The following is a 25,816-nucleotide window of genomic DNA, read 5'->3' as shown; positions in this document are numbered from 1 at the left end:
TTTTCTTCACAATTGGGGTTTAAAATGGGGCAAGAGGAGAGTGATGCAAGATGCACTTGAATTTGAAGCCCCGGAACCATCTTCATAAGAAGCGGAAAAAGATGAGAACACAACGTCTGGGAGCGACGATTTCGCTAGTACTGTTTTTAATACTTTTACCGGCACTTTCGGTGACCGGCATGGAGCTGCTCGAGCGCGGCTCATGGCATGCAACAATGGATTGGATATCGTCCAATCAGTCGCTTTATCTATTAAATGTAGGACTTACTTTCTGTTTACTTGCTTTCATTTATGCTGTGGTGGGATCCTTGGCGATATCCGGTGCCATTTCGACCCTATTGCTTGGTCTCATGGCATTAATTTCTTATATGAAGGTGACAATGATTGGGGAGCCGTTCTTCCCATGGGATATTTTACTCAATAAAGAAAGTATGGATATTGCTTCGCTAGTGACCGGAAAAGCAGCCATGGTACGAATTGGCGCCATTGCCGCCTCCATTATTTTCGTGCTTGCCCTCAGATGGGTCATTCCTCGCACGACGATTCCTATTATAGCTAGAATTGGATTAGGGCTGTTCTCGCTCTATGCCTTATATGCTTTTGGAATCAAAACACCGCTGGCCGGCAAAATTCTGGATCATGCAGGTGTGAGCGAAATCATATGGAACCAGCAGGAAAACTATGCGAATAATGGAACGACGCTGGCTTTTACGCTCAACGTCAAAAACTCCATCGTTAAAAAGCCGGACACCTACAGCAATGAGTCTATCGCTGCGGTTGCGGCATCGCTTGAGGCTTCCACGCAAAAAGAGCCGGCTGTGAAAAAAGCGTCTGTCGACATGCTGCAGGGGAAAAAGCCGAACGTCATTTTCATTATGAGCGAAGCTTTCTGGGACCCTACCTTGCTGACGAATGTCACATTCAGCGAAGATCCGGTGCCGACCATCCACCGTCTGCAGAAGGAATCGTCTTCCGGTTACTTGCTGTCACCTCAATTCGGAGGGGGCACCAGCAATGTGGAGTTCGAGGTGCTCACGGGCAATTCGATGAGTTTCCTGCCTGGAGGTTCCATCCCTTATCAGCAGTATGTAAGCAAGCCTGTTCCGAGCTTAGCCAGTTATTTTGCCGATCAGGGTTATAAAAGCATGGGGATTCACTCCTATGAAGGCTGGTTCTGGGACCGCAACACCGTATACAAACAACTTGGCTTTGAGTCTTTTAAAAGCAGTGAGCATTTCGTGAATCCGGAAACGAAGGGTTACTTCATCTCGGATGCCGAGGTGTCCAGAAATATTATCGATGAAGTAGATAAAACCGAAGATCCGATGTTTATTTACACCGTCACGATGCAAAATCACGGGCCTTATGACGATCCGCGGTATGGAGAAAATCAATTCAAGGCCGAAGGCAATTTGACGCCGCAAGCCAAAACGATTTTGGAAACCTACGCACAAGGCGCGCATGATGCCGATCAAAGTTTGCAAATGCTCATCGATCATTTCCAGAATTCCGATGAACCAACGATGATTGTCTTCTATGGAGACCATCTGCCAATGCTTGGTTTAGACTATCAAGTGTATAAAGAAGCAGGTTTCATCTCAACGAGCAATGCCAACGACTGGTCGCTGGAAGAAGTGAAGAAAATGCACAGCATCCCACTGGTCACGTGGTCGAACTTCGATATGCCGAAGCAGGATATTCCGCTGCTCAGCGATTCCTTCTTAGGTGCGCATGTGCTGGATATGCTGCATATGGAGAAACCGGCGAACTTTGCGCTGAATGCGGAGCTGGCTGCCAAAGTACCGGGATTGCTCAGCAATCTCGTTGTGGATCAGGACCAAACGCTTCATGCAAAAGCGCCTGAATCCGTGCAACCGCTTCTTGACGACTACAGGAACGTACAGTACGATCTGCTTTTCGGGAAGCAGTATCTAGCTTCTTACATTGATCATGACTATTTAACGAAAGCGTCGCAACCAAGCTACAACGCCGAGTTTGATAATCCTGATACGAAGCTCCGGGCAACGGGAGGAAGCAGTCCGCCTGAGGCTACGCCTGCGAGCGTGCAGTAATGCAAAAGAACCTACACCATCGGTGGAGGTTCTTTTTTTGGATTGACATACATCGATAAACGAAAGTAACCCACTCCTAGGTTGACCGCCTTGTGGGTTACTCTCTGAACTATATACTTAGGAGGAAGTCCACCCAAGATTGTACACAGGAGACGGTTAGCGGACCGTCTCTTATCTATTTTTATGATATCACTTCGCTTTTATACTTCGCAACTCCCTTCACAAAAATAATCATTGCCATCCCCAGGGGAATTTTGGTAATATGGAACTCCGTCTCTACGCTGCGGCTGCAGTAGGAATTCGTTTTTTTCGTATGAAAAAACATAGGAGGTGTTTTATGCTTTTCGCGGTTTTAGCCCGCAAGGCATACGCAAGGAATTTGCAGTACCGCGGTTCGCATCTGCTGCATAATGCAGTGAGCGCAGTGTTTGGGTTTATTTATGCAAGTATATGGACGGGGCTCGGGACCGATTCGTCGCTCGGCGAATACGGAGCCAAAGGGATCGTCGGGTACATCGCATTTAACCAAGCCAGCTTGTGGATAACGCAGTTTATGACGAACGGACTGGGACTCGAGCAGTCGGTGCGCACCGGTCAAATCGCGGTCGATCTCATGCGGCCCGTTCACTTGTTCTATCAGGCGATGTGCCGGGAATGGGGGCAAGTGTGGTATCAGTTTCTTTATAAATTTATCCCGATTTATGTCCTCTACTACTTCATTTTCTCCTTACAGCTTCCACAGAAGGCTTCGGTTTACGGCTGGACAGCGATTGCGCTTGTTTTTGCAGCTTACATCTCCATTTGCATGAATTATCTGATTGGCGTTGCGGCTTTATGGACCACGGAATCACGTTGGTTTTACTGGGTGAGTTACTCGCTTAGCATGCTGCTTTCAGGCTTTTTCATCCCTCTCGAATGGCTGCCGGGTTGGCTTCGCACCGTTAGCTTTTATACTCCTTATCCGTATTTACTCTACTATCCGACTCGTATATATTTGCAGCTTGAAGAAGGCACGGTCGTGCTCGGAGCTCTCGCATGGGGCATCGGGTTTACTTGTGTCTGTCTGGCCGTTACGCATTGGGTACGCAAAAAGCTGGAGGTGCAGGGCGGATGATGTCAGTTAAGCTCTTTATGCTGCTGATCAAGGCGAGCATGCGCAGCCGGATGCAGTACAAGTTCAATTTCCTGTTTTCGACGGCTATGGCATCCTGTGTGCATATCTCGGAATTTCTGATGGTGGCGCTGGTCATGATGCGCTTCGGCAATATCAAAGGCTGGACGCTTTATGAAGTATGCTATTTATACGGCGTGATCATGATCTCCAAAGCGATTTACCGAACACTGGCCTCCGATGTGCATCACCTGGAGAAATATCTCGTATCCGGCGATTTGGATGCGCTTCTGATACGTCCTGTCCCTGTGCTGCTGGCACTGATGACACAAAACTCACGCGTGCTCTTCGCCGAAATCGGGCAAGGGCTCATTCTGCTCGCCATTGCGATGAAAGCCTTGATGTCCACCGGGCAAATCGGCTGGTCTGCCGTTCCGCTAACCGTATTAATGATCGGCAGCGGAGCGGTTATTTTATTCGCGATCGGGCTGGCTACGGCAGCTTCCGGCTTCTGGCTGACACGGATCGAGTATTTGCAAAATATGACCGAAGACGCCACCCATACAGCGGCCCGCTACCCGCTTTCCCTGTATCCCAAATGGCTGCAAGGCGCACTTCTGGTGCTCGTGCCTGTCGGGTTCGTGAATTACATCCCCGCCTTATATGTGCTCAGACACCAGGGAGGCGCGTGGATGCTGCTTGGGACTATCGCCGTTTCTTGCGCTGCGCTCTGGCTGGCTATGCGGTTTTGGAAGACAGGCTTATCCCGTTATCAAAGCACTGGAAGTTAATTACCTAACATACAAGGAGGGAAAGGATCGACATGATTACCGTAACGAATTTGCGAAAAACATTTCACACCCCGCTAGTCCAAGAAGGCCGGTTCTCCGGCCTCCGCACCTTGTTTTCACGGGCCTACAAAGAGAAGGAAGCGGTACGAGATATCAGCTTTGAGATTGAATCCGGCGAGTTCGTCGGGTATATTGGACCTAATGGTGCGGGAAAATCAACGACGATCAAGATGCTGACCGGCATCCTTCATCCGACCTCGGGTGAGGTGTTAATCCACGGCTTAAGCCCGCAAAAGCACCGAAGGCGTGTCGTCGGCAAGCTTGGCGTCGTGTTCGGACAGCGCAGCCAACTGTGGTGGGATTTGCCGGTTAAGGATTCCTATGAGATCTTAATAGCTATGTATCGTGTGGAGGAGAGCGTCTCACGCCGCAGATTAGGGGAGTTGAATGAGCTCCTGGAGCTTAAAGAACTGCTGGATATGCCTGTTCGGAAGCTCTCGTTGGGTCAGCGGATGCGGGCCGATTTGGCGGCTTCCATGCTGCATGATCCGGATATTTTGTTCCTGGATGAACCTACGATCGGGTTGGACGTAGTAGCGAAGAAGAACATTCGCAGCTTTCTGCAAACGTTAAATCAAGATTTCGGCAAAACGATTTTGCTGACGACGCATGATATGGACGATATTGAGCAGTTATGTAAAAGAGTGGTCGTGATCAATCACGGTCAGATCGGATACGACGGCTCAATTGATACGTTAAGGGACCGAATCGGTTTGCCGACGATGATGAAGATCACGTATCGCGGTAACATCAACGTGCCGGCGAGTTGGGATCTGCCATTTCGCGTGGTGGGACAGGAGGCGAACGTCCTCACAATCGCCTGCAACCGCCAAGAGCTGAAGGCCATGGACGTACTGCGTATCGTCAGCCTCTGGGGCGATATGGACGATGTCCATATGGAAGAACCTGAGTTTGAAGAGGTCATTCACGGGGTATACCAATAGGCAGGAGGGAGAATAAATGCCAATTGAAAAGGAAGAACGGGAGCGGGAAGCGCAGCGCGTTTCCTCTGTACGCACCCAAATCCAGGAGCGAATGGTCGATCTGGGAGAGACAGTCGATCAGCGCCGCTCCGAAGTAACCGCGATTGGCCGCAGCTTTTGGGACGATATCTCGGTCAATGCGGACAATGCGGACGATATCATCGAAACAGCGGCGAGTATGGCCCAGCAGGAGCATGTCCTGCAGGGTCAGAAGCGCAGCTTTCAGGTAGCTCAGGATGCGCTGTATAAGCTGCAGCGTGTCGTCGATGCGCCGTATTTTGCGCGCATTGATTTTCAGGAGAGCGGTGAGCCGGAGCGGGAGAAGATTTACATCGGCCTCACCTCCTTCATCGATCCGAAGACGGATGAAATTCTCATCTATGACTGGCGTGCGCCGATTGCCAGCTTGTTCTATGACTACCCGCCGGGGCCTGCGACCTACCGCACACCGGAGATGGATGTCAGCGGCGAGCTGCTGCTTAAGCGGCAGTACATCATTAAAGCCGGCGAACTGCAGGACGTGTTCGACACCGGGATCTCCATCGGCGATGAGATGCTGCAGAAGATGCTCAGCCGCAGCGCCGACGAGAAAATGCACAGCATCGTGACGACGATTCAGCGCGAGCAGAACCAGATCATCCGCGATGACCGGCACAAAGTGCTCGTCGTACAGGGCGCAGCCGGCAGCGGCAAAACCTCGGTCGCGCTGCAGCGCATCGCGTATTTGCTTTACAAATACCGGACGACACTAAGCGCCGATAATATGATTCTGTTCTCGCCGAACTCGCTGTTCAGCGATTACGTTTCGCACGTGCTTCCGGAGCTGGGCGAAGCGACGATGCAGCAGACGACTTTTCAAGATTATTTGACCCATAAATTAAGCAATACGGGACTTGAGCTCGAAGATCCGTACGATCAGTTGGAATTCATTCTTACCGGAACAGAGCAAGACTCCGCGTACAAATCACGTCTGCAAAGCATTTCGTACAAAACATCTGCAGCCTTTCTCAATGTCATTGAGGCCTACGGCGAAAAGCTGAAACAGGGCGGCATTCGCTTTCACAATCTGTCCGTAGGAACGAAGGTGCTGATTACGGCCGATGAATTGAACGAACGTTTTTACGGCAAAACGTCGATTCTTGCGCTCGGAGAGCGCATGGAGCAATTGTCGGAGTGGATGCTGGAGAAGCTGGATGAGATTCAAGCGGATGCGCAGAAACGGTTTTACCGCAAAATGGTGCGGGAGCCCAAATATGTGGGCACGGAGCCAGAGATGAAGAAGATGAGCAAAATCAAGGCGCATAAAGCCATTGCTCCGCTCAAGGAGAAGGCGCGCAATCTTGCTTATGTCGATGTGCTCGGGATGTACCGCGATCTCTATACGAACCGGGAGCTGCATCAAGAACTGATTGCGCAGGCCGGTCAGCAGCTCCCCGGGGCTTGGGAGAGCATAAGCTCCTTCACGGCTGCTGCCCTTGACCAAGGGATTCTGCATTACGAGGATGCCACGCCGCTGGTTTATTTGAAGGGACTTGTCGAGGGACAACTTCGAGTAGGAACGATTCGCTACTGCCTGGTGGATGAGGCGCAGGATTATTCGCCGTTCCACTATGCGTATCTTAAGAAGCTATTCCCACGTGCCCGGTTTACCCTGCTCGGGGATTGGAATCAGGGGATTTTTACACATGCGAACGCCGCCAGCGACGCGGACGGCGAAGGGTCTAAGAACGAGTACAGCTCAATCAGCGAGCTGATGAAAGAGGACGAAACGGAGACGATCCGTCTCGTCAAAAGCTACCGATCCACGCGCGAAATCGTGGATTTCGCCAGCCGCGTGCTGCCGTTCGGCGAGCCGATCGAGCCGTTCAGCCGCAGCGGCGAGGCGCCGCGCCTTCTGCGCGCGGCCAGCGAGAACGAGCTGCGCCACTTGGTCGCGGATGCGGCGCTGACCCGCCAGCGCGGCGGCGCAAGCTCCGTCGCGATTCTGTGCAAGACCGCGCGCGAGACGGAAGCCGCGCACGAAGGCTTGAAGCCGCTGCTGCCCGGCCTTGCGCGGATCACGAAGGAGACGCTGCACTATGAGGCAGGCGTGATGATCATGCCGGCGTACCTTGCCAAAGGGCTCGAGTTCGACGCCGTGATCCTCTACGACGCCGGGGCGGCTGTCTACGCGGAGGCGAAGGAGCGCAAGCTGTTTTACACGGCTTGCACCCGCGCGCTGCACTACCTGGATGTCTGCTATCTAGGTGAATTGACCCCTTTTCTCCCGTAAGTTAGACATACGTCTATACATATCCGCCCTGCCCGGCATAGAATACATCAAGCAACTACAAGATTATGTTTCAGCGGGCGGAGAGGAGGAAGTCGTCATGTCAGGAGCTGGGTACTCTAACGCAGCGGTTGTTCTAGTCCTTTATATTTTGTTGGTCATCATTCTTGCAACGTTTTACTAGAAGCAAGGCTTATGAAACCGTCTCTCGATGAATCGAGGGGCGGTTTTTTGTATTCGCCGCGCTCTGCATAAATCCACCCTGATGGGAAATCTTAACCTATAAAAAGTTTCCACCTACTACCAATGCGGGAGAATCCCTTATGCTTACAGCCAAGAAAATTACAGCACTCCAATTGTTCTACGTCATCATTATTTCGATTGCGATAACAAACCATGTCCTGTTGATTCCTGTGCTGCTGCATTACGGTAAACGGGATTCCTGGGTGGGTGTGGCGGCTTCAATCGTTCCTACATTAATGTGGATATTTCTCTTGTATTTCATTATTAAACGCTCTAAGCAGATGAACATGCTGGAATGGATCCGGCAAAGATATGGGAACTTCATCGTCCTACTCGTAAAAACGGTTGTTATTCTGATCGCCCTGACCCATGCGGCAATTACTTTGCAGGATATGGTGACTTGGACGCACGTTTCCTATTTGCCCAGGACGCCACCTATCATGATTTCTTTGACATTTATGATTTTTTGCTTCTTTGCCGCTCGCAAAGGGATACGCGCGATCGCGATAACCTCGGGTATTTTGCTGCCGGTGGTGGTGATCCTTGGATATTTTGTGATGGGCGTTAATTTTCAATATAAAGATTACAGTTTGCTTACCCCCCTATTTACACATGGTTACGGACCGGCGCTAAAATCGATGTATTTAGCCGCCGGTTCTTCGTTCGAGCTGCTAAGTATCGTCTTTCTTCAACATCATGTGGATACTCGCATCCGATTGTCTGCCTTGTTAATCGTAGGAGCCTGCTTAATCGGTCTAACCCTAGGACCCTTAGTTGGGGCTATTGCGATATTCGGACCTTTTGAAGCTGACGACCTCAGGTATCCGGCATTTGAACAGTGGCGTATGGTGACGTTGTGGAAATATATTTCCCATCTGGATTTTTTATCTATTTTCCAATGGATATCCGGTGCGTGTATTCGAATGTCCATGTTGATGTTTCTTAGTGTGGATGTACTGATGCTTAAAAAGAATCGTGCCCGGACGATGATCTTAATTGGGATCTCCATATGCTTCGTTGCTATGTGCCTTCTGCCGATCACAGACAACCAGATGCTGTATTTTGTCCAAGCCTGGTATTACCCTATGATGTTTGTCGCCGGTGCCGGTTTGCTCTTTATTCTGCTTGTGTTGACCATCTTGCCGGTGAGGCGAAAGGAGAAGGTGACGAAGTGAATGCGTATGAATTGCGGGACATGTTTGCGTCGTCGGAGGATGTCATCATCAAGACGTACCCTTTACCCGGAGCTAATCAAAAGGTGCTGTTGATGTTTTGCGAAGGTATGATCAACAAGGATCACATCGAACAGCGTGTGCTTCCTAAACTTCAGGACTTGATCACTCTAAGGAAGGATAAGGACATGTCAGCGCTCGATCTCCCTACGCTGCTTCAAATGCAAGAAATAACAGGACCTGATGCCATCGCAAATGTGTCAGTGAGTGTATACGCAGGATTCCTTATCTTGTTCTTTGAAGATCAGCAGCGCTTTTTTGCGCTCGATCTGTCTAATCCCCCTAACCGCTCACCGGAAGAATCCAATACGGAAACTTCCATCAAAGGCCCGCGCGACGGGTTCACAGAGGGCATCGTGACCAATGTTGCGCTGATTCGCAAGAGGCTGCTGACCCGAAGCCTTTGTTGTGAAAAAATGCAAATCGGCAAGCGCAGCCATACTTCCGTAGCGCTCTTGTATATAGATGATATCATCGACTCGGATGTGCTTCAGGACGCAAGGCGCCGCTTGCAAGCCATCGATATCGATGCTTTAATTTCCAGCGCGCAATTAGAGGAATTGCTAACGGAGCAGAAATACAATTTCTTCCCTTTGCTGGATTATGCGGGAAGGCCTGATTACGTAACGGACTGCTTGCTTCGCGGGCGATTTGCCATTATTGTCGACGGATCTCCGATGGTTCTGTTAGCTCCGGCGAATCTGATGTTGATCTTAAAATCACCTGAAGACGTGCACACCCCCTTTTATTATGTGGCGTTCGAACGCGTTCTGCGTCTGGGTGGACTGGTTGTTGCCACCTTGCTGCCCGGGTTTTGGATTTCGCTGTCCGCGTTTAATCTCGATCAAATTCCTTTTTCACTTGTCGCCACGATCTCATCATCCAGACTGGGATTACCGCTATCGGGACCGTTGGACTTTATTATCATGCTTCTGTTGTTCGAACTGTTTCGTGAAGCAGGAGCGAGGCTGCCAAAAGTCGTTGGACAAACCGTTACGGTTGTGGGCGGGCTGATTGTCGGAGACGCAGCGATTCGTTCAGGCATTACGAGTCCTACGACCCTTGTCATAACGTCAATTTCGACCATCGCCATGTATACCCTCGTCAATCAAACCCTGGCGGGAACGGTTACGCTGCTCAGGGTGATCATCTTATTGGCATCGACGGCTTTTGGCATTTACGGCTTCATGATGTCTCTCATCGGTCTTACATTGTACGTGTCGACGCTAGAGTCGTTCGGTATCCCGTACTTGTCGCCATTGTCGCCGCCGCGCTTCAAGGAAATGATTCCGGCCATCCTTACCAAGCCATTCCGCAGCATGAAATTTAGGCCAAAGATGTTAAGTCCGAAGGATAACACCCGTCAGAATGAGGATCGCCCATGATTAGGTTGATGAAGCGTTTAGGACGAATCATGATGGGCTTGCTGCTTATCGTCAGCCAGACGGGCTGTTGGGATATCAAAACAATCCAAGATACGAATTACTTAACGGCCGTAGGTTTTGATTACCAAAAAGGAAAATTCATCATCTACGGACAAATGTTGGATTTCGGTTCTGTTGCCAAGCAGGAAGGTGGCAAACAAGGGCAGCCGCCTCAGATTTGGGTAGGCCATGAAGAGGGAGAAACCGTTAATGAGGCTTTTAATCGATTGTACAAAACGACGCAGCAGCGTGTTTTTTGGGGGCATGTCAATGCTTATCTCTTCTCTAGCGAAGCGCTGAAGCAAGGGATCGGTAAATTTCTGGATGGGTCCGTGCGATTTAGCGAAACGCGATTTACGCAGTGGATCTATAGTACGGACGAGTCCATTGAAGAAATTTTCTCAATCATTCCGTTCTTCAATGTTTCCCCTATGTCTTCCATATTGATGCACCCTGTGGATAACTACCGACAACGCTCTTACATTCGCCCGTTCCGATTGTACAGGGCCGCCGCGTTGCTTCGTGAACCCGGTTACACGGTGATGTTGCCGACCTTGAGCATTCGGGACGATGTTTGGGTGAAAAATGAAAAACCTGATCCCAAATTAGAAATCAGCGGCGTGTATTCGCTCGGTGAACATAATAAAGTAGATTGGTTTTCAGAGAGTCAGTTTAAGGGAGACCGATGGTTAGAGAAAAGCACGGCCCGAACGCCGATAGTCGTCTCCATCGACGGCAAGTCCGTCCAATCGGTTTCGATTCAACGACCGAAACCACGCATTACGCTGCGCAAAGGCGGTAGCCTGATCTTCGATGTTCACGTGAGATGCAAGGCCATTATTGTCGAAATCGTCGAGAAAGTAGACGAGGAGCTCTTGCGGAAACAAATTGAAAAGCAGATAGCCGAGGAAATCGACTACACATTCAAGCAGGGCCAAAATCGCGATGTCGATATCTATCAGTTGGAACATGTACTATACAAACAAGACTTCGGGTCGTGGTCCAAGCTTACCGACAACGGAAAGCAGCCGCTTGAGGGATACCAGCTCGGCGATATCCAAGTTGATGTTCGACTCACGCATTCGGGGATGCTGAAAATGAATGATAAGGAAAAGCAATACTGACAGTTGGGATTCGTGAGGGGGGAAGTGGGGTGAGCGGGTGTGCGATGCTTGCCTCTTTTTTGTGCGGCTTTGGCCATGATCAAGCCGTTTAGGGGGAACTATGGTCCGCTATTTTCGCAGATTCGGGCCATTTGGTAGGTGTAGAGGAACTCTGTTCCTCTATTTCTCTTTTTCTGGCTCGAAACACAGCTGGATGGGTAAATAACACCCTATAGTTCCACTTGGCAGTTGAAACATGCTGATATTGCATAAATAGGGGACTCCAGTTCCCTTGTGTGAAGTGGCGGTCCAGCCAGTTTATAAATATTTAAGAATTGTTTTAGGCGGGGTTAATAGCTGTTTTAGCGGCAATTAAGATCGGAGGGATAAGATGTAAACATGGAAGCGAGGAACGCATCCAAATTAGATAAAGCGTGAGAAGACGCGGAGGCCAAAAGATATGAATAAGAAATTAGCAATGATAGGATTAGGCGTGGCGGTAGGCAGCATGATGCTGGTGACATCGGTATATGCAGGCGTGGGCGATGCACCGGGATATGAGACTTTCAAATCAGCCGTGAAACAAACAGCAGCTGTGTATAATGTAACACGACAAGTAAACGTGACCCTGCAGGACAACGGAGCTCAATTGCTGAACGTAAAATCGACGATTAAGAGCAGCAGTGAAAATCGCGCAGGAAGCGCAGAAGTGACCGTGAACAGCGGCACAGACGAACAAAAGATTCATTTCTACAACCAAGACGGCAAGCAAATTATAAAAACAGACGATTCCGACGTCTACAAAGTACTGGAAGGAAACGACAGGGGCGGAAAGTTCAAAGAGCGTGAAGGCACTGCGCACACACCGGACCCGCAAGTCGTCAGCGAAGTGGAAAATGTGGTCGACGCACTCGTCGGCAACCTCAAAAACTATGTCACTATGGATGAAGCCGCGGGCAACGTGAAGGAGATTCATTTTAAATTGACAGGCAGTCAAATTTCTCCGGTAATAAATACGCTAGGTTCCCTTGTTATTAAGCATGGCACGCTCGAGAAGAACGACCGTCCGCTGCCGTCCAAGAATGATACGCTAGGTATCGATGTGACAACGCTGAAGAACAGCCTTCCGCAGCTAACCTCTGACATCAAGATGGATGGAGTAGAAGTGAACGCCAGCGTAGATGCGGATAATCACATTACCAACCAGAACGCCCAAATTCACATCTCCGGTAAAGATGCGCAAGGTCAAGCGCATGATGTCGTGCTGAGCGTGGATATGACGTTGTCCAGCCTGAACTCTACAACCCCGGATAAGGTAGATTTGACAGGAAAGCAGCTGGAAACCGTGAAGTTTGACCCTGAGAAGTCCCACAAAAACTGGGGCGACAAGCAATAGTAAAAAATGGAGGGGGCGGAGGCAACCGCTGACCTCCATATTCTCTTGAAAGGCGGATAATCCATGAGGCCAGTCGTAGAAATCAAAAGTCTTACGAAAATTTACAATAACTTGCGCGGTATTCACGGGGTGAATATGACGGTGCAGCAAGGCGATATTTATGGGTTCTTCGGCCCCAACGGCGCGGGAAAAACGACCGTCATGAAAATCATGACCGGACTCATCAGAGCGCAGCAGGGGGAAGTTAAGCTGTTTGACCATGATGTGTCTACGCACTATGAGCAGGCGATGGCGAAGGTTGGCGTGCTGATCGAAACAGCCGAAGCGTACACCTATATGAGCGGAAGGCGGAACTTGGAGCTCGCGGCGAGATTCTATCCCGGCACCGATAAGAAGCGCGTAGACGAAGTATTGGAAATCGTCGGGCTCACCCCTTTTCAGCAGGAAAAGGTAGCGGGCTATTCGCTCGGCATGAAGCAGCGTCTAGGACTAGCGGCGGCGATGCTGTCAAAGCCGGAGCTGCTCATACTCGATGAGCCGACGAACGGTCTGGATATCGAGGGGATGGTTCATATCCGCGAGATCATTATGCATCTGGCCCGCGAAGAGCGCATAACCTTCCTGATCTCCAGCCATCTCATCCATGAGATGGAGCTGATGTGCAACCGCATGGGCATCATTCATCAAGGACGGCTTGTCCGCGAAGGGCTTGTATCGGAAATTGCCAACGGCAGCGCGACATTGGAAGAAGCATACCTGCGCGAAATTCAAGAAGTGAGGAGGCTTACGGCTCATGCATAGCTTAACGGCCAACGTTTGGAACGAAACCATCAAAATCACATCCAAGAAGAAGACGATCTTCTTCCTTGCAGTCACCCTGCTGCTTCCGGTCATTGCAGGACTGCTTTTGTCCCAATTCCAAAGCGGCATTGGTATCGGAGCGATTGCCTCGCAAGATTTCCCCATTATTATGCTGGGTCTGCTCACGAGCATTTTCCTGCCGCTTTTTGTTTTCATGGGAGCTGCGGACGTATTCTCCGGTGAAATGGGAGACCGCACGATGAAGAACACGCTGACGCGGCCCATCACACGCTTCAAGGTGTTCGCCTCCAAGCAAATTGCGCTCGGCGTTTTTATTGCGCTGTACTTAGCTGCGGGTCTGTTGGCTTCCGCTATTTCGGCGTTGTTTTTCCAGCACTTCGGGGGAGTCGGGACCGTCGTAAACTGGTTCCTCGCGTATGGCGCGGCTTTTCTACCGCTGCTTGTGCTTAGCATTGCTGCTGTCTGTCTGGCGCAGTTCTTCTCCAACGCTTCCTCCGCATTGACGGTGAGCATACTTCTTTATTTGGCGTTTAAGGTGGCAGCTTTCTTTATTCCGCAGATTGCAACGTACTCGCCTACGGCCTACACGGATTGGCATATGCTTTGGATTGGTAGCGGATTGGCGGTCGGCAAGGTGGGCAGTATCTTTATGTTTTTGATAGCGTGTAGTATATTGTTTTTTACAGCAGGATTTTATTTGTTCGATAAAAAGGAGATCTGACCACGATGTCGATTCGCTTACGGCTGGTACTTTCATATATCGCCATGCTGCTTGTACCTCTTGTCCTCTCAGGGATGGCCGTGATCCTAATCTCCATCGCAACGTTCGGTAGTCTGAAGTCCGGCTTTCAGGTCGATTTCTCGCAGGGCAACCCGATCAAACGCGTCGTTGAACAAGAACTCGAAAATGTCGCTTACATGAAAGCCAAAACAGAAACCGAGCCGGACGCTTTTCTTGATCCCGTATTTGTAAAGGACTTGGAGGACCGATTCCACAAAATCAATATGGGCATTATTATCCGCAAAGATAAAGAAATCACGTATAGTTCTCCCTATCTGAAAGAGGGGGAGGCGCAGAACAGCTCCAAGCTTCCTACCTTTGGCACCTCATCAGGCAAATTTCAGCGCAATCAAGGTTCTCTGTGGATAACTCGACAGCAGGATTTTCTGTTTTCCGATAACAGCAAAGGGTCCGTCTTTGTTTTTTTGGATGGAGGTCCTTTTCAAAAATATTTGCACCAGTTTTCAAAATCGGTGATTTTAACCTTTGTGCTCATTCTCGTCGGTACGAACGGCGTGCTGACATTCTTCGTTTCACGCAGCATTATTAAACCTCTGAGAGCGCTCAAACGAGCCGCGGAGGAAATAAAAGAAGGCAATCTCAACTTTGAAGTGGTGCCTCAGTCCGATGATGAAATCGGGGAGCTCAGTAGAGCTTTTGAGGAAATGCGGCGCAAGCTGAAGAAATCTGTTGAAGTTCAACTTCAATATGAAGAGAACCGCAAAGAGCTGATGACTAACATTTCGCATGATTTGAAAACGCCGGTTACGGCCATTAAAGGATACGCCCACGGCATTATGGACGGCGTCACGAATTCTCCGGATAAGCTCGAGAAATACATTCGCACCATTTATACGAAAGCGGAGGATATGGATCGGCTCATTGATGAGTTGTTTTTATTCTCTAAGCTGGATTTGGGTAAAGTTCCCTTTCAATTTGAAACGGTGGATCTTAGCCAATATGTGCAGGATTGCGCGCAGGAATTACAGTTCGATATGGAGAAAAAAGGCGTTCATTTCGCGCTCACCGAGCTGCCGAAAGATCCTTTGATAGTAACGGCAGACCGTGATAAGCTAAGGCGTGTACTGCTGAACATTATCGAGAACGCCATCAAATACAGTGATGAAGGCAATTGCCGCATTACACTAACACTCAGAGAGATCGACGGCCATGCCGTCATACAAATAAAAGACCGGGGCCAAGGTATATCGGAGGAAGCGCTGCCTCATATTTTCGACCGGTTTTATCGAGCCGACCCTTCGCGAAACACCGCGACCGGAGGCAGCGGGCTGGGCCTTGCGATAGCCAAACAAATTATGGAAGAGCACGGCGGACGCATCGGCGCCACGAGCATGATCGGGCAGGGGACGACCGTCTACATGGCATTACCGCTTAACAAGCAGGAGGAGAGTCAAGGATGAGTCGGATTTTAATCGTTGAGGATGAACAAAGCATTGCAGAACTGGAGCGGGATTACCTGGAGATCAGCGGCTATGAAGTCGATATCGAAAATAGCGGAGATAAAGGTCTCCAGCTCGCGCTTTCCACAGCGTATGATCTCATTATTCTCGATTTAATGCTGCCGAAGATCGATGGTTTCGAAATTTGCCGGCGCATTCGCAGTGAGAAGGACATTCCCATTCTGATGGTTTCCGCCAAAAAGGAAGACATCGATAAAATCCGCGGCCTCGGCCTCGGCGCCGACGATTATATGATCAAGCCCTTCAGCCCCAGCGAGCTGGTGGCCAGGGTTAAGGCGCATCTTGCCCGGTACGAAAGACTGATGGGACGGCGCGAAGCGAAGAACGACGAGGTGCGCATTCGCGGTTTGATGATCGATAAAACGGCGCGCCGCGTCTTTGTGAATGACCGGGAGGTTATTTTCACGACCAAAGAATTCGATCTGCTCACGCATCTGGCGATGAATCCGAATCGGGTGTACAGCAAAGAGCAACTGTTCGATCTCCTCTGGGGGATGGATGCCATGGGCGAAATCGCGACAGTCACTGTACATATTCGGAAGCTGCGCGAGAAGATCGAGCAGGACCCGTCGAATCCGCAATATATTGAAACGATCTGGGGCGCGGGGTATCGCTTCCGGATTTAATTAAAAGCCTGGACAGAGTGTATAACTCTGTCCGGGCTTTTTTGATTTTGGTGAAGAAAATTGCTCTAAATGTAAATACTTGCCAATTTCGTTGTGCTTACTGTAAAATCTACTTAAAAGGAAATTTTTTCATAATAAGGATTATTATTTCTGTTGTGAGAGGGCGGCCAAATGAATATTTTTAGCGGGGAAATGGACTCGGAGCACTTGTGGATCCGTCTATCGGAAATAGAAGCCAAGAAAATAGCACTGTGGAATGCGACATTCACCGAAACAGGAATAGACCGAGATATTCCAACTTTGCCGTTTCGCTTAGCAGAGATACAGAGTGAAGAACAAATTAATAAAGAATTATCTCTTATTTCAGCTGCAAAAGAAGAGATAGCTTCTCTCTCAAAAGCGATATCGAATCCGCACTTAATCATTTTTACAAATCAGAACGGAGTAGCACTAGTCTTTACTGGACCAGAAAATATAGTAAATACATTGGAGTCTATGAATGTTGGTATGGGGACCTCCTTTGCATTAGAGCATGCCGGCATCAACGCTATTTCTCTTTCTATGCAATTGAATGCGTTGGTAGCGGTACAGGGATTAGAGCACAGCTTGACGTTTTTTTCGAAATGGAGTTGTATGTGTTCTCCGATTAAGCATGGAAATGAAATAGGAGGTTACCTGAATATTTCCGTTTCCCTGACTGAGAATCTAAGTTTTGTTGCCTCGCTATTAAAACGGATGATAAGCGATATCGAATCTCGAATGATGTTGGCTGACCCAATGAGTAGACAGGTACTAATCTATGAGCATTTTGATCTTTTTTCTCTAACAAAACGCGAAAAGGAAATTGGCTTTGGCTGGTTGCAAAATCAAAGTGCTTTGCAGATTTCACTTGCACTAGGCATTTCAGAGGCTACGGTGAGGCATACACTTAAGAGGGTTTATAGCAAGACGAAATGTCATGATAGAGGGGGATTTATTAAGAGATTTATGATATGAAGTACCCTATTTGTGGTATTTTTAACAAACATATTTAAGGTAAATTAATCTAAAGTTTGAACTTTCTTAGGCGCATCTCCTGAAAAGTTCAAACCTTCTTCATAAAGGGAAGGATGTGAAATCTAGTGATAACAGTAAACACTTATATCGCAAAGAAGTTTAGTATAGTTAAAGAGCAATTCAATCATCTAGATGTGGCTTACGACAATGCTTTCTATCTTCAACACACGTCGGACTGTTTCGTAAATATCGATGATGTGAGAGCGCTAGAGGAAATGTGGCGAATTAAGAAACCTTCTCGTGGCAAAACAGGAATGGTTTATATAAGCACAGCAATTATAATTGAATACAATGGGCAGAGCATATTGAATTTTGATCATTATCATTTGAATCTGTGGTTTGAAATGCTGAGTGTACTTGATCAATTTTTAAAAAATAAATATGGAATAGAGAACCTTTATCAAAATAGATTACTACTTACTCTATCTGCTGATGTAGATAACCAAATTCGATTCCAAATATCCAACGAAGAAAATGAGATTTATACTTCGAAAGTGCTGCCAGAATTTGAACTGGTATCCAAACTGTTAGCGGGAGCTAAAAAGTTTTTTCATACATTAATAAATTTTGATATATATAGTATTGAAGATATTAATGAGTTGTTTGAACCCCTAGATCATGCATTTAACCAGCGTTATGGATATCAATATTAATGTCTGAACGGAGTTGCAAATGAACAGTTGTTATAAAATCACTCAGATTCTTGTGTCGGTTTTAGTTGTATTGTCTCTACTTCTTTTTACAGCTCAATCTAATGGGATATTGTTCTGTTTGGTGAGAGGGATCAAAGTGAATATTTTTAGGGGGAAAGAGAGTTCAGAGCATTTGTATGTGTTCCTCGTTGATAAGCGATATAGCACTAAGGATCTCAGAGGCCACGGTGAGGCACACGCTTAAGAAGGTTTATAGCAAGACGAAGTGTCATGATAGAGGGGGATTTATTAAGAGATTTATAATATGAAGTACCCTGTTTGTGGTATTTAATTACAATTTAATTGAAGTTAATATATATATTAATAGTATGAATGGTATACCTGACGATCGTAGCAGCTCTCGTGGCTTTTACAGCTTTGCTTGAGTTTAATTCTAGGGGATGAAATTCTGCGATGTTTGTTCATTGGATCAAATGGAAAATTTATATTCGCTGGAAAAACGAATGGAAGAAGTTAACACCGACTTACATGTTCATATTTTTAGTTGATGTATTGAAGATGATGGTCTTTTTTTCTTTATCTCTGTTCATTCTGGATATTCTCATTTACCCGCCAGAAGAGGCATCTAAAATGCTTAATGACTATGCAGGGGGAATGGCTAAGGAACTACTGCAACAAGCACTGTATCTTGAGGCAGATACCAAGTTAGCCTATATTTGGACCTTATTGTTCATACAACTAACGATCATGTCCATTATTTCAGGCGTGGAAGCTTCTAAGTGGGAAATGAGCCACAAGGACGACCTGATCCTGCATAATCTGGCGTGCAGCGAAAGGCAAAGAAAATTACTTTTATACACCGAACAAATCGTCTGGCGCTTCAAACAACTGATTGCTGGATTCATGCCAATCTTACTAGCACTGCTCTTTCTCGTTTCATCCAGTTTTAGTCATTTTTTTGTCTTACTATTTATCATTTTCTTAACGTATTTCGTCCAGTCTCAATTTGTTTCTAACTTACATAATTTGATTACCTTCATAAAAATGAGAAAAAGTGAATATACCAAATTTATTATTTTCCAATCTTTTGTCTTTAAGCTGTTTCTGGCTGGTTTGGGCTATCTGTTTGGGACAACATTTATTCCATGGGTCAATGCCTTTCCGCTAATAGGCAAACAAGTAGATTTACAAGCCTTTGAGAATTGGCAACTAGATGGACAACAACTTTTCTTGCAACAAGTGTCTGGATTTTTTCAGTTCTTCCTGCATGACTATTGGCCGCATACGCTATTAGCCAGAACTGCTGTTGACTCAGCTCATTCGCTTGGATGTATTTTTTACATTTTCATTGTAACAGTTCTGACCTCATTACTGGCAATGTGCAACGCAAAGACAAACAAAGAACGTCAAATGAAAGATAACCCGGTTTTCGAGAAATTTTTTCTTGCTATTGGTAAATATTCGGGGATTTCTGATTCTTTGATTGCTACTAGAATTAAACTAATGTGCAGATCTCAACAATTGCTGCAACGTCCTGCAGTTTTATTGGGAGGAGCCATAAATTGGAGCGTTGTTGGGGTATGTGCAGCTCTGCTTAGTCATACAGACTCTGTAAAAGTATTTTATTTAGTTTTGACCCTATGTATATACATGTTGACTTACTTTCTCTCTACGTTATTATTTGATGACTTGTCCAGCCAGTTTTCTTTTGACAGTGATGGCAGGCAACTATCCTTATTTATTTTTGCAGGGTTTCCATTATGGTACGTTTTTACACAAAAAATCCGAATATTTTTAATTGCTTCTGTGCCCATGTTTATACTAACTCAGCTCGTTATTGTAAGCAGCCTAACTCTTGTTAGTTGGAAGATAATTATTTTAATTCTGATAGTAACTATCATTAATTATATTGCCTTTGCCTTTGTAAATTATATTCCAAGCATAACGCGCCCACATTTCGACTTTATGCATATCGAACAATTGGATGATTATACAGATAAAGGGATGATTAAGGCCATCTTAAGAACAACACTCTTGGGGTTCCTAATACCTATTATGCTACTGCCGCTTGCTTTTTATATGGCTAACTATGTAGATGAGGACTCCTTCGTTTTTTTACAATTAATTTGTGTTCCTATATTTACGATTGCGACCGTTTGGTTAGGAGCTTGGTTGATCAAACGCAAAACTAACCGCTTGTTTACGATCGAAGAATTAAACCTATAAGCAAAGAGGAAAACGCCAATGAATGAGATTCATGGACAGGATCACGCAAGTCTGAACATTTTGGATGTTAGTAAAACCATTGGTTCTGCGAGCATCTTAACAGATCTAACTTTCAAAGTACCTGTTAAACGTATTGTGGGTTTCTTGGGACCTAATGGAGCTGGTAAAACTACGACTTTGCTAATTGCTGCTGGTTTAAATCGTCCGACCTCAGGTCGTGTGTTGATAGACGGAATTGATATGCAATCACAGTGGAAAGAAGCGAAAGCAAGGGTTGCTTTCATTGCTGAGCACCCTTTGTTATACGAAGAATTAACAGGGAAAGAGTTTTTGAGGTTTCATTGCGATTTATTTGGGCTGCACCTAGCCAAGCACAACATTTCAGAGAAATCCGAACAGTTCCAGTTGACGAATGAACTCGATAAATACATCAAACATTATTCACTAGGAAATAAAAAGAAGTTAGCGCTGCTTGCCTGTTTGCTGAGACAACCCAAATTGCTGCTCTTGGATGAATATATTTCTGGGTTGGATCCCATAACTTCACTAAACATTCGTTCCATTCTAAAGGATTATGCAGCAAACCAAGGCTCGGTCCTGTTGTCCACTCATCAATTAGAGGTTGCCGAAAAATTTTGTGACGAATTTATCTTTATTGAAAAAGGCTGCATCGTAGATACAACTTCTCGTAAAGATATATTAGCGTCAAATAAGTCCCTTGAAGATTATTTTATTCATCAAATCCACCGCGTAAGGTCAAACCAAGGAGGCAATCATCCTCGTGAAAATCCAAGTTAAGTTACCTCTATTTTAACTCAACTCTGCTGTTATGCATTGGAGTGGTAACTGGAGCATTGTTCATCTTGGCAACGTCAGGCGCAGCCGTTATTGAATCAAAAAATATATTAGTAAATCAAGAATCTGGTTCGCAGGCAGCCATACACATATTTATAAGGAATAGTTGCGTAGCGCTTATACTTGTACTAGGCTTGTTTTTTTTTGCTTTGCCTACCATTGCTATTTTATTCATAAACGGGCTTTGGATTGGTGCAGTAATTGCTAGCAAGCTAATCGATGGAGCTTCATTATTCGAGATTGGAATAAAGATTCTACCACACGGCATGTTTGAAATCCCGGCTTTATTGCTTGCTGGGGCGATAGGTTTAAAAGGTATTTATTTTTATTATAATTCTGATAAGCAGTGGGCCATTCATCTAAAGTACCTCATTTACGTCATCTGTTTCTTGTTTGTAGGTGCTCTTGTGGAGGGCTTTATTACGGCTAAACTTTAATGATTGGAGTAGAACTAATGAGCGCAATCGAACCTACATCAAATATAAAGACTACATATAGCCAAAGTTTACTTGATCTTGTGGCCATTATTTATTCGCCAACTCTTACATTCAAAAAAATAGATGCAAACTATCGAATCCGATGGGTCATCTTATGTTTATTTATTATCCATGCTTCATTTTATTACTTTGTTTCCAATCGGTTGATTTCAACGAATGAAATTCAGACATTGCTGCATCAAGGGGAAATCGTAATACCAACTTTAGCTACACAGAGACTCAAAATTGTAATTACTTTTTTCTCAACTGGCATCTATTTTATCACCGTACTAGTCTCACATTTAGCATTGTACGTGGTTTCACAAGTCTTCAAAACAACGATTCAAAAAAAGATGCTTTTTGCAATTGTTCTAATCTCTCAAGGGCCCGTATTAATCGGTAAAATATCCAAATTATTCTATACATATCATCAGTCTAGCACTACCGAAATTGCATCTAGTCAATCAATCACAAGCTTAGGACTACTAGCGAGCCAATTTTCCCAAAATCAAACACTCATTAAAGTGTTATCTGGAGTTGATTTGATGGAAATATGGACTTATTCGCTAATTGGTCTTGGAATAGCAACAGTAGCAAGCAGTTCTTTAAAAAAAGGACTTTTAACTGCTTTCACTGTTTGGCTAATCATTTTTATTATTAATGCTTCTGTAGTCATTGCGATAGCATAGTTGGGACAACTCCATTACTGAATTTTAGAGCGGCACAACTAGTTTTAATGCTATCAGGTGCTTTTATGGCTTCTGCAATTATGAATGTATTCAATAGAAAATAAGGAGTCCCTAGACTTGGATAAGAAAACTGGCTTTCTTTTTTTGAAGTTAATGGAATTTTCCATAAAGATCCGAAGATAAAGGCGGAGTCTATGAAGAAAAAGTGGTTAGTAACCATTATTGGCATCGGCATTTTAAGTATAGTGGGAGTAAATGTATATTTAATAGCAAAATCACAAAACTCTCACTCCAAAGTGGCAAACGTACAGGTCATCGAAGTAAATATGCAGCAAATGTCAGATACTTTGATTGCTTCAGGAGTTATAACGCCTAGAGATGAATCCCTCTCGATGATTACGAAGACCATGACAGCTATTATCAGTGGGATTGCGGGAATTTCACTGGTTGTGGGTGGTATTGGAGTAATGAACATTATGCTCGTTTCAGTTACCTAGAGAACTAGAGAAATTGGTATACGCAAAGCGCTAGGTGCCACGCGGGGAAGTATATTGCTGTAGTTCTTAATTGAATCCATGACGTTAACAACATTAGGAGGTAGTATAGGTATACTCATTGGAACAGGGGGAGCCTATTTAGTATCGATGTTAACTCATTGGCCGCCGCTAGTATCAGTACCTGTGATTATTGGCGGTGTATTATTCTCTATGTCTATTGGGATACTGTTTGGCATGCTGCCAGCTAATAAGGCCGCGAAATGCGATCCCAATGAATCTCTGCGATATGAATAGAACTGGTTGCGAGCGCCCGACGCCGCGTTTTCCGCCGTGTGTGGGGATCCAAATGAATATTTTAGGTAAGATTCCTCTGCGTTATTAACTGTACAGGGATCTTTATACGCCATATTCGTTCAATATTTTACTGAAAGGGGTCACTCTTGTTTGATAAGAAAACAGCAATTTCGTTTCTTGAAGTTTGCTATTTTTTTCGCTGTAGTTAATATTGTATCCATGCTCATGCGAGGTACTTTTGAGTGGAGTTGGTTCACGATGTCTGTTATTTTTATTCCAGCAATCGTACGAAGTATGGTTGCATTTGTATATTTGAAAAGAAAGTAGTTTAGTTAGCTCATTCATATTTTCATGCACACAGCTTATTATCTTACTAGTAGGAACTGTTTTAATAATTACTGTTCTAAGTGAAGTAAAGAAGCAGGTGCAAAATGTTAGAGAAGACTATAAGGCTTGGATAGAGCGCTAACTCTGGCCGGCCTTTTTGTTTTGGTAGTTAGATGAAAGGTAATTATTTCAAAATAGGGAGTGTTATATTCTCGGTTGAAGGCGAGAAATTTGAATTGTGGAATGCAGTGAATTATGACAGGTATAGGGGGGAATTTATTAAGAAATTTATAAATTAAATACCCTATTTATGGTATTTAATTTAAGGGATAATAAGGGTAAAATTGTAAATATATGAAATAACTTTGAAAAATATCGATAGTAATTCGATTTGGATTTCAGAAAGTAAATACATAACAAATGTGTTTAGGGATATATCACAAGAATGAAGTAGTGCTACATAAAAGTCGTATAAGTATTGGTACATTTTTGCTCGTTGAAACGCTGGCCAGCTTTCATATAGTTATTATTTTATTTCAAACTAAATGGAGGTTAATAAAATGTTATCATTCTTAAAAAAATCTAAAACGTCAATTGCAATTTTGTTAGTTTTTGTTTTAACTTCTCTTGTATCAATTCCTGCATTTGCACATGATGGACAAAGTGGTTATCAACAAATCTATGAAAAAACTGAATTTGGTGGCTTATATCGAATGACAGTATCAAATGTTCACTATGGATATTTAGGTCCGAAATACGGGTCTCAGTATCATCAAAATATTAATTTATACGTAGCAGGTGCAAATGTTCTTAATATTCATGTTTGGAAGGATGGAAATTGTTATATGTTATTCGAAAGCAAAACTAATAAAGAATTAAGAGCATGTGGGGTCGATAATTTAAAAAGTGCACTAGAAAGTTTTGGAGAGACAATTAAAAGTGCGTTAGATTGGGTATCTTTAGCAACAATTGGAGCTGCTATTGCATGGATCATTAAAGCAATAATTGGTATACTTACTAGAAACCCTGCACTAATAGCAGTATGATTAATTAGGTTTAAAAGTCAGGAGCATTATTTAATGCCCCTGGCTTTTAAGTACTATTGTACAAGCATTATATTCTTCTTTTGAATTTTGGAGGTATGACTAATGTATACTTACTATGAATCTCAAGAATTGAATGATAAAAGTATTAAAGATTTATGTGAGTTCATTTTGTCAAGAACCCAAAGATTTAATATACATATTCCAAAGCCACAGTATGGAGAAGATGAGCATCGTTTGTTTAGAATGTTTAGCAAAAATATTAACAAAGTAAAATACGATGAAATACATAATTTTTGTTTGAATTTTGAACGTAAAGGATTTAAGTTAGATCCTAGTTATAATGAAATTCTCAACAAAGCAAATTGCTTTAGAATCGTTCATCCTGGATTAAATTCTATTAATTTTAATGCAACAGATTTTTCTTATAATTTAAAGTCATATGATAATAACTACTTCTCTTTATTTGGGGAGCTTAATAATACCAATAGAGAATTCTTCGTTCATTTAGAAAAGAATCTCTGCCAAGAGATTCAAGAAGATGAAGTAACATATGGAAAATTATTTCAGGATAATCATTATATTAAAAACTTATACTTTTTTGTTGATTCCCGGCTAATTTTAAGTAGATTTCTCGCTCCAGATCATATAAATTATGTCTTTTCTCTTACAGTAAGTGAAAAAAAAATGTTTTTAAGAGAATATTCCTTACCCTTGTTGCAATCTAATTTTATAAATATTGATAGAGTAATTGAGGGGGAAGCAATCAACAATATAGAAGCCATTAGGCTCTTACTATTGAATTTTTTACCGAAAAAATCCAATAGCAATTACTTGGGTTACAGTTATTTCTCTGCATTCAATGCTCAAAGAGAATTTTTATATATAGATGGAAGGAAAAATAAGCTATTTTTGTGTCTAGCTGAATATGATGAAGAAGAATTATCTAATGTGGGTTTTTCATTTGGTTCGTTAGTTGAAATAGATAAAAAAGAAAATTATGTCTCACCCAGAGACTTTTTTTCTTTACAACATAATTATGATAGCGGAGTCATTGATGTAGGCTTTTCTCAAAGTATAGTTGACATGGCCAAAAAAATAAATTGGTGGAAAAAAAGTAATAAAAACTAATTATAGGGTGAAAAAAAGTGCGATCCAAATGAAGCTCTCAGATATGAGTAGAGCTGGTTGCAATAACTGATTCTGAATTTAATAAAAAGCTTGGACAGAGCGCTAACTCTGGCCCGGCTTTTTCGTTTTTGGGCATAAAAAAGCAAATCATCCACTCCTGTTCATTTACAACTAC

The 25,816-nt window shown here is 44.7% G+C and carries 21 protein-coding genes and 1 pseudogene; all 22 read left to right on the top strand.

Annotation, left to right across the window (positions count from 1 at the left end; all coding sequences use genetic code 11):
- Positions 1-101 precede the first annotated feature (101 nt).
- Positions 102-2,072 (top strand): LTA synthase family protein, encoded by a 1,971-nt coding sequence (locus GC097_RS10315; RefSeq protein WP_171683230.1) that lies wholly within the window; start codon positions 102-104, stop codon positions 2,070-2,072.
- A gap of 337 nt (positions 2,073-2,409) precedes the next feature.
- Positions 2,410-3,186, top strand: a complete 777-nt coding sequence (locus tag GC097_RS10310) for an ABC transporter permease (RefSeq protein ID WP_171683229.1) — start codon at positions 2,410-2,412, stop codon at positions 3,184-3,186.
- Positions 3,183-3,974: an ABC transporter permease gene (locus GC097_RS10305; protein WP_171683228.1), complete on the top strand. Its 792-nt coding sequence runs from the start codon at positions 3,183-3,185 to the stop codon at positions 3,972-3,974. The genes GC097_RS10310 and GC097_RS10305 overlap by 4 nt, the downstream gene beginning before the upstream one ends.
- 32 nt (positions 3,975-4,006) lie before the next feature.
- Entirely contained in the window at positions 4,007-4,978 is a 972-nt protein-coding gene (locus GC097_RS10300; protein ID WP_171683227.1) for an ABC transporter ATP-binding protein, read from the top strand.
- Between the two features lie 16 nt (positions 4,979-4,994).
- Positions 4,995-7,289 (top strand): RNA polymerase recycling motor HelD, encoded by a 2,295-nt coding sequence (gene helD, locus GC097_RS10295; protein WP_171683226.1) that lies wholly within the window; start codon positions 4,995-4,997, stop codon positions 7,287-7,289.
- Positions 7,290-7,609: 320 nt separating this feature from the next.
- The gene (locus tag GC097_RS10290; RefSeq protein ID WP_171683225.1) at positions 7,610-8,704 is read left to right on the top strand and encodes a GerAB/ArcD/ProY family transporter; all 1,095 of its coding nucleotides are present in this window, start codon (positions 7,610-7,612) and stop codon (positions 8,702-8,704) included.
- Positions 8,701-10,146 carry a spore germination protein gene (locus GC097_RS10285; RefSeq protein WP_171683224.1) on the top strand — a complete coding sequence of 482 codons (1,446 nt, stop codon included), beginning with the start codon at positions 8,701-8,703 and terminating at the stop codon, positions 10,144-10,146. Before GC097_RS10290 ends, GC097_RS10285 begins: the two co-directional genes overlap by 4 nt.
- Positions 10,143-11,309 carry a Ger(x)C family spore germination protein gene (locus tag GC097_RS10280; protein ID WP_171683223.1) on the top strand — a complete coding sequence of 389 codons (1,167 nt, stop codon included), beginning with the start codon at positions 10,143-10,145 and terminating at the stop codon, positions 11,307-11,309. Before GC097_RS10285 ends, GC097_RS10280 begins: the two co-directional genes overlap by 4 nt.
- Positions 11,310-11,748: 439 nt before the next feature.
- Complete coding sequence (locus GC097_RS10275) at positions 11,749-12,684, top strand: hypothetical protein (RefSeq protein WP_171683222.1); 936 nt, start codon at positions 11,749-11,751, stop codon at positions 12,682-12,684.
- 63 nt (positions 12,685-12,747) lie between these two features.
- Positions 12,748-13,485 carry an ABC transporter ATP-binding protein gene (locus GC097_RS10270; protein WP_171683221.1) on the top strand — a complete coding sequence of 246 codons (738 nt, stop codon included), beginning with the start codon at positions 12,748-12,750 and terminating at the stop codon, positions 13,483-13,485.
- The gene (locus GC097_RS10265) at positions 13,478-14,227 is read left to right on the top strand and encodes a DUF2705 family protein (RefSeq protein ID WP_171683220.1); all 750 of its coding nucleotides are present in this window, start codon (positions 13,478-13,480) and stop codon (positions 14,225-14,227) included. The genes GC097_RS10270 and GC097_RS10265 overlap by 8 nt, the downstream gene beginning before the upstream one ends.
- Before the next feature lie 5 nt (positions 14,228-14,232).
- Positions 14,233-15,708, top strand: coding sequence for a sensor histidine kinase (locus tag GC097_RS10260; RefSeq protein WP_171683219.1), 1,476 nt, complete (start codon positions 14,233-14,235; stop codon positions 15,706-15,708).
- Positions 15,705-16,394 carry a response regulator transcription factor gene (locus GC097_RS10255; RefSeq protein ID WP_171683218.1) on the top strand — a complete coding sequence of 230 codons (690 nt, stop codon included), beginning with the start codon at positions 15,705-15,707 and terminating at the stop codon, positions 16,392-16,394. Before GC097_RS10260 ends, GC097_RS10255 begins: the two co-directional genes overlap by 4 nt.
- A 171-nt stretch (positions 16,395-16,565) precedes the next feature.
- Positions 16,566-17,390 (top strand): helix-turn-helix domain-containing protein, encoded by an 825-nt coding sequence (locus tag GC097_RS10250; protein ID WP_171683217.1) that lies wholly within the window; start codon positions 16,566-16,568, stop codon positions 17,388-17,390.
- A 125-nt stretch (positions 17,391-17,515) separates the two neighbouring features.
- On the top strand, positions 17,516-18,103 hold the full coding sequence (locus tag GC097_RS10245; RefSeq protein WP_171683216.1) for a hypothetical protein: 588 nt from the start codon (positions 17,516-17,518) through the stop codon (positions 18,101-18,103).
- 453 nt (positions 18,104-18,556) lie between these two features.
- Positions 18,557-20,329, top strand: coding sequence for a hypothetical protein (locus GC097_RS10240; RefSeq protein WP_171683215.1), 1,773 nt, complete (start codon positions 18,557-18,559; stop codon positions 20,327-20,329).
- Positions 20,330-20,347: 18 nt separating this feature from the next.
- Positions 20,348-21,127: an ABC transporter ATP-binding protein gene (locus GC097_RS10235; RefSeq protein WP_171683214.1), complete on the top strand. Its 780-nt coding sequence runs from the start codon at positions 20,348-20,350 to the stop codon at positions 21,125-21,127.
- Between the two features lie 23 nt (positions 21,128-21,150).
- Positions 21,151-21,621 carry a stage II sporulation protein M gene (locus GC097_RS10230; protein WP_312875645.1) on the top strand — a complete coding sequence of 157 codons (471 nt, stop codon included), beginning with the start codon at positions 21,151-21,153 and terminating at the stop codon, positions 21,619-21,621.
- A gap of 17 nt (positions 21,622-21,638) precedes the next feature.
- Positions 21,639-22,349 (top strand): YIP1 family protein, encoded by a 711-nt coding sequence (locus tag GC097_RS10225; RefSeq protein ID WP_171683212.1) that lies wholly within the window; start codon positions 21,639-21,641, stop codon positions 22,347-22,349.
- Between the two features lie 398 nt (positions 22,350-22,747).
- A pseudogene (locus GC097_RS10220) lies at positions 22,748-23,140 on the top strand (ABC transporter permease); the annotation flags it as partial.
- Positions 23,141-24,027: 887 nt separating this feature from the next.
- Positions 24,028-24,513, top strand: a complete 486-nt coding sequence (locus GC097_RS10215) for a hypothetical protein (protein WP_171683211.1) — start codon at positions 24,028-24,030, stop codon at positions 24,511-24,513.
- Between the two features lie 102 nt (positions 24,514-24,615).
- A complete protein-coding gene (locus GC097_RS10210) occupies positions 24,616-25,641 on the top strand; it encodes a hypothetical protein (protein WP_171683210.1) in 1,026 nt (341 codons plus the stop codon).
- Positions 25,642-25,816 lie beyond the last annotated feature (175 nt).

Origin of the sequence: Paenibacillus planticolens (assembly GCF_013141725.1) — a bacterium.
Classification (GTDB): domain Bacteria; phylum Bacillota; class Bacilli; order Paenibacillales; family NBRC-103111; genus Paenibacillus_E; species Paenibacillus_E planticolens.
This window is presented reverse-complemented; position numbering and strand designations above follow the sequence as displayed.

Bases quoted from the DNA above. Each gene is read 5' to 3' on its own strand.
- GC097_RS10315 (WP_171683230.1), top strand. From the start codon at position 102: ATGAGAACACAACGTCTGGGAGCGACGATTTCGCTAGTACTGTTTTTA.
- GC097_RS10310 (WP_171683229.1), top strand. From the start codon at position 2,410: ATGCTTTTCGCGGTTTTAGCCCGCAAGGCATACGCAAGGAATTTGCAG.
- GC097_RS10305 (WP_171683228.1), top strand. From the start codon at position 3,183: ATGATGTCAGTTAAGCTCTTTATGCTGCTGATCAAGGCGAGCATGCGC.
- GC097_RS10300 (WP_171683227.1), top strand. From the start codon at position 4,007: ATGATTACCGTAACGAATTTGCGAAAAACATTTCACACCCCGCTAGTC.
- helD (WP_171683226.1), top strand. From the start codon at position 4,995: ATGCCAATTGAAAAGGAAGAACGGGAGCGGGAAGCGCAGCGCGTTTCC.
- GC097_RS10290 (WP_171683225.1), top strand. From the start codon at position 7,610: ATGCTTACAGCCAAGAAAATTACAGCACTCCAATTGTTCTACGTCATC.
- GC097_RS10280 (WP_171683223.1), top strand. From the start codon at position 10,143: ATGATTAGGTTGATGAAGCGTTTAGGACGAATCATGATGGGCTTGCTG.
- GC097_RS10275 (WP_171683222.1), top strand. From the start codon at position 11,749: ATGAATAAGAAATTAGCAATGATAGGATTAGGCGTGGCGGTAGGCAGC.
- GC097_RS10270 (WP_171683221.1), top strand. From the start codon at position 12,748: ATGAGGCCAGTCGTAGAAATCAAAAGTCTTACGAAAATTTACAATAAC.
- GC097_RS10265 (WP_171683220.1), top strand. From the start codon at position 13,478: ATGCATAGCTTAACGGCCAACGTTTGGAACGAAACCATCAAAATCACA.
- GC097_RS10260 (WP_171683219.1), top strand. From the start codon at position 14,233: ATGTCGATTCGCTTACGGCTGGTACTTTCATATATCGCCATGCTGCTT.
- GC097_RS10255 (WP_171683218.1), top strand. From the start codon at position 15,705: ATGAGTCGGATTTTAATCGTTGAGGATGAACAAAGCATTGCAGAACTG.
- GC097_RS10250 (WP_171683217.1), top strand. From the start codon at position 16,566: ATGAATATTTTTAGCGGGGAAATGGACTCGGAGCACTTGTGGATCCGT.
- GC097_RS10240 (WP_171683215.1), top strand. From the start codon at position 18,557: ATGTTTGTTCATTGGATCAAATGGAAAATTTATATTCGCTGGAAAAAC.
- GC097_RS10235 (WP_171683214.1), top strand. From the start codon at position 20,348: ATGAATGAGATTCATGGACAGGATCACGCAAGTCTGAACATTTTGGAT.
- GC097_RS10225 (WP_171683212.1), top strand. From the start codon at position 21,639: ATGAGCGCAATCGAACCTACATCAAATATAAAGACTACATATAGCCAA.
- GC097_RS10215 (WP_171683211.1), top strand. From the start codon at position 24,028: ATGTTATCATTCTTAAAAAAATCTAAAACGTCAATTGCAATTTTGTTA.
- GC097_RS10210 (WP_171683210.1), top strand. From the start codon at position 24,616: ATGTATACTTACTATGAATCTCAAGAATTGAATGATAAAAGTATTAAA.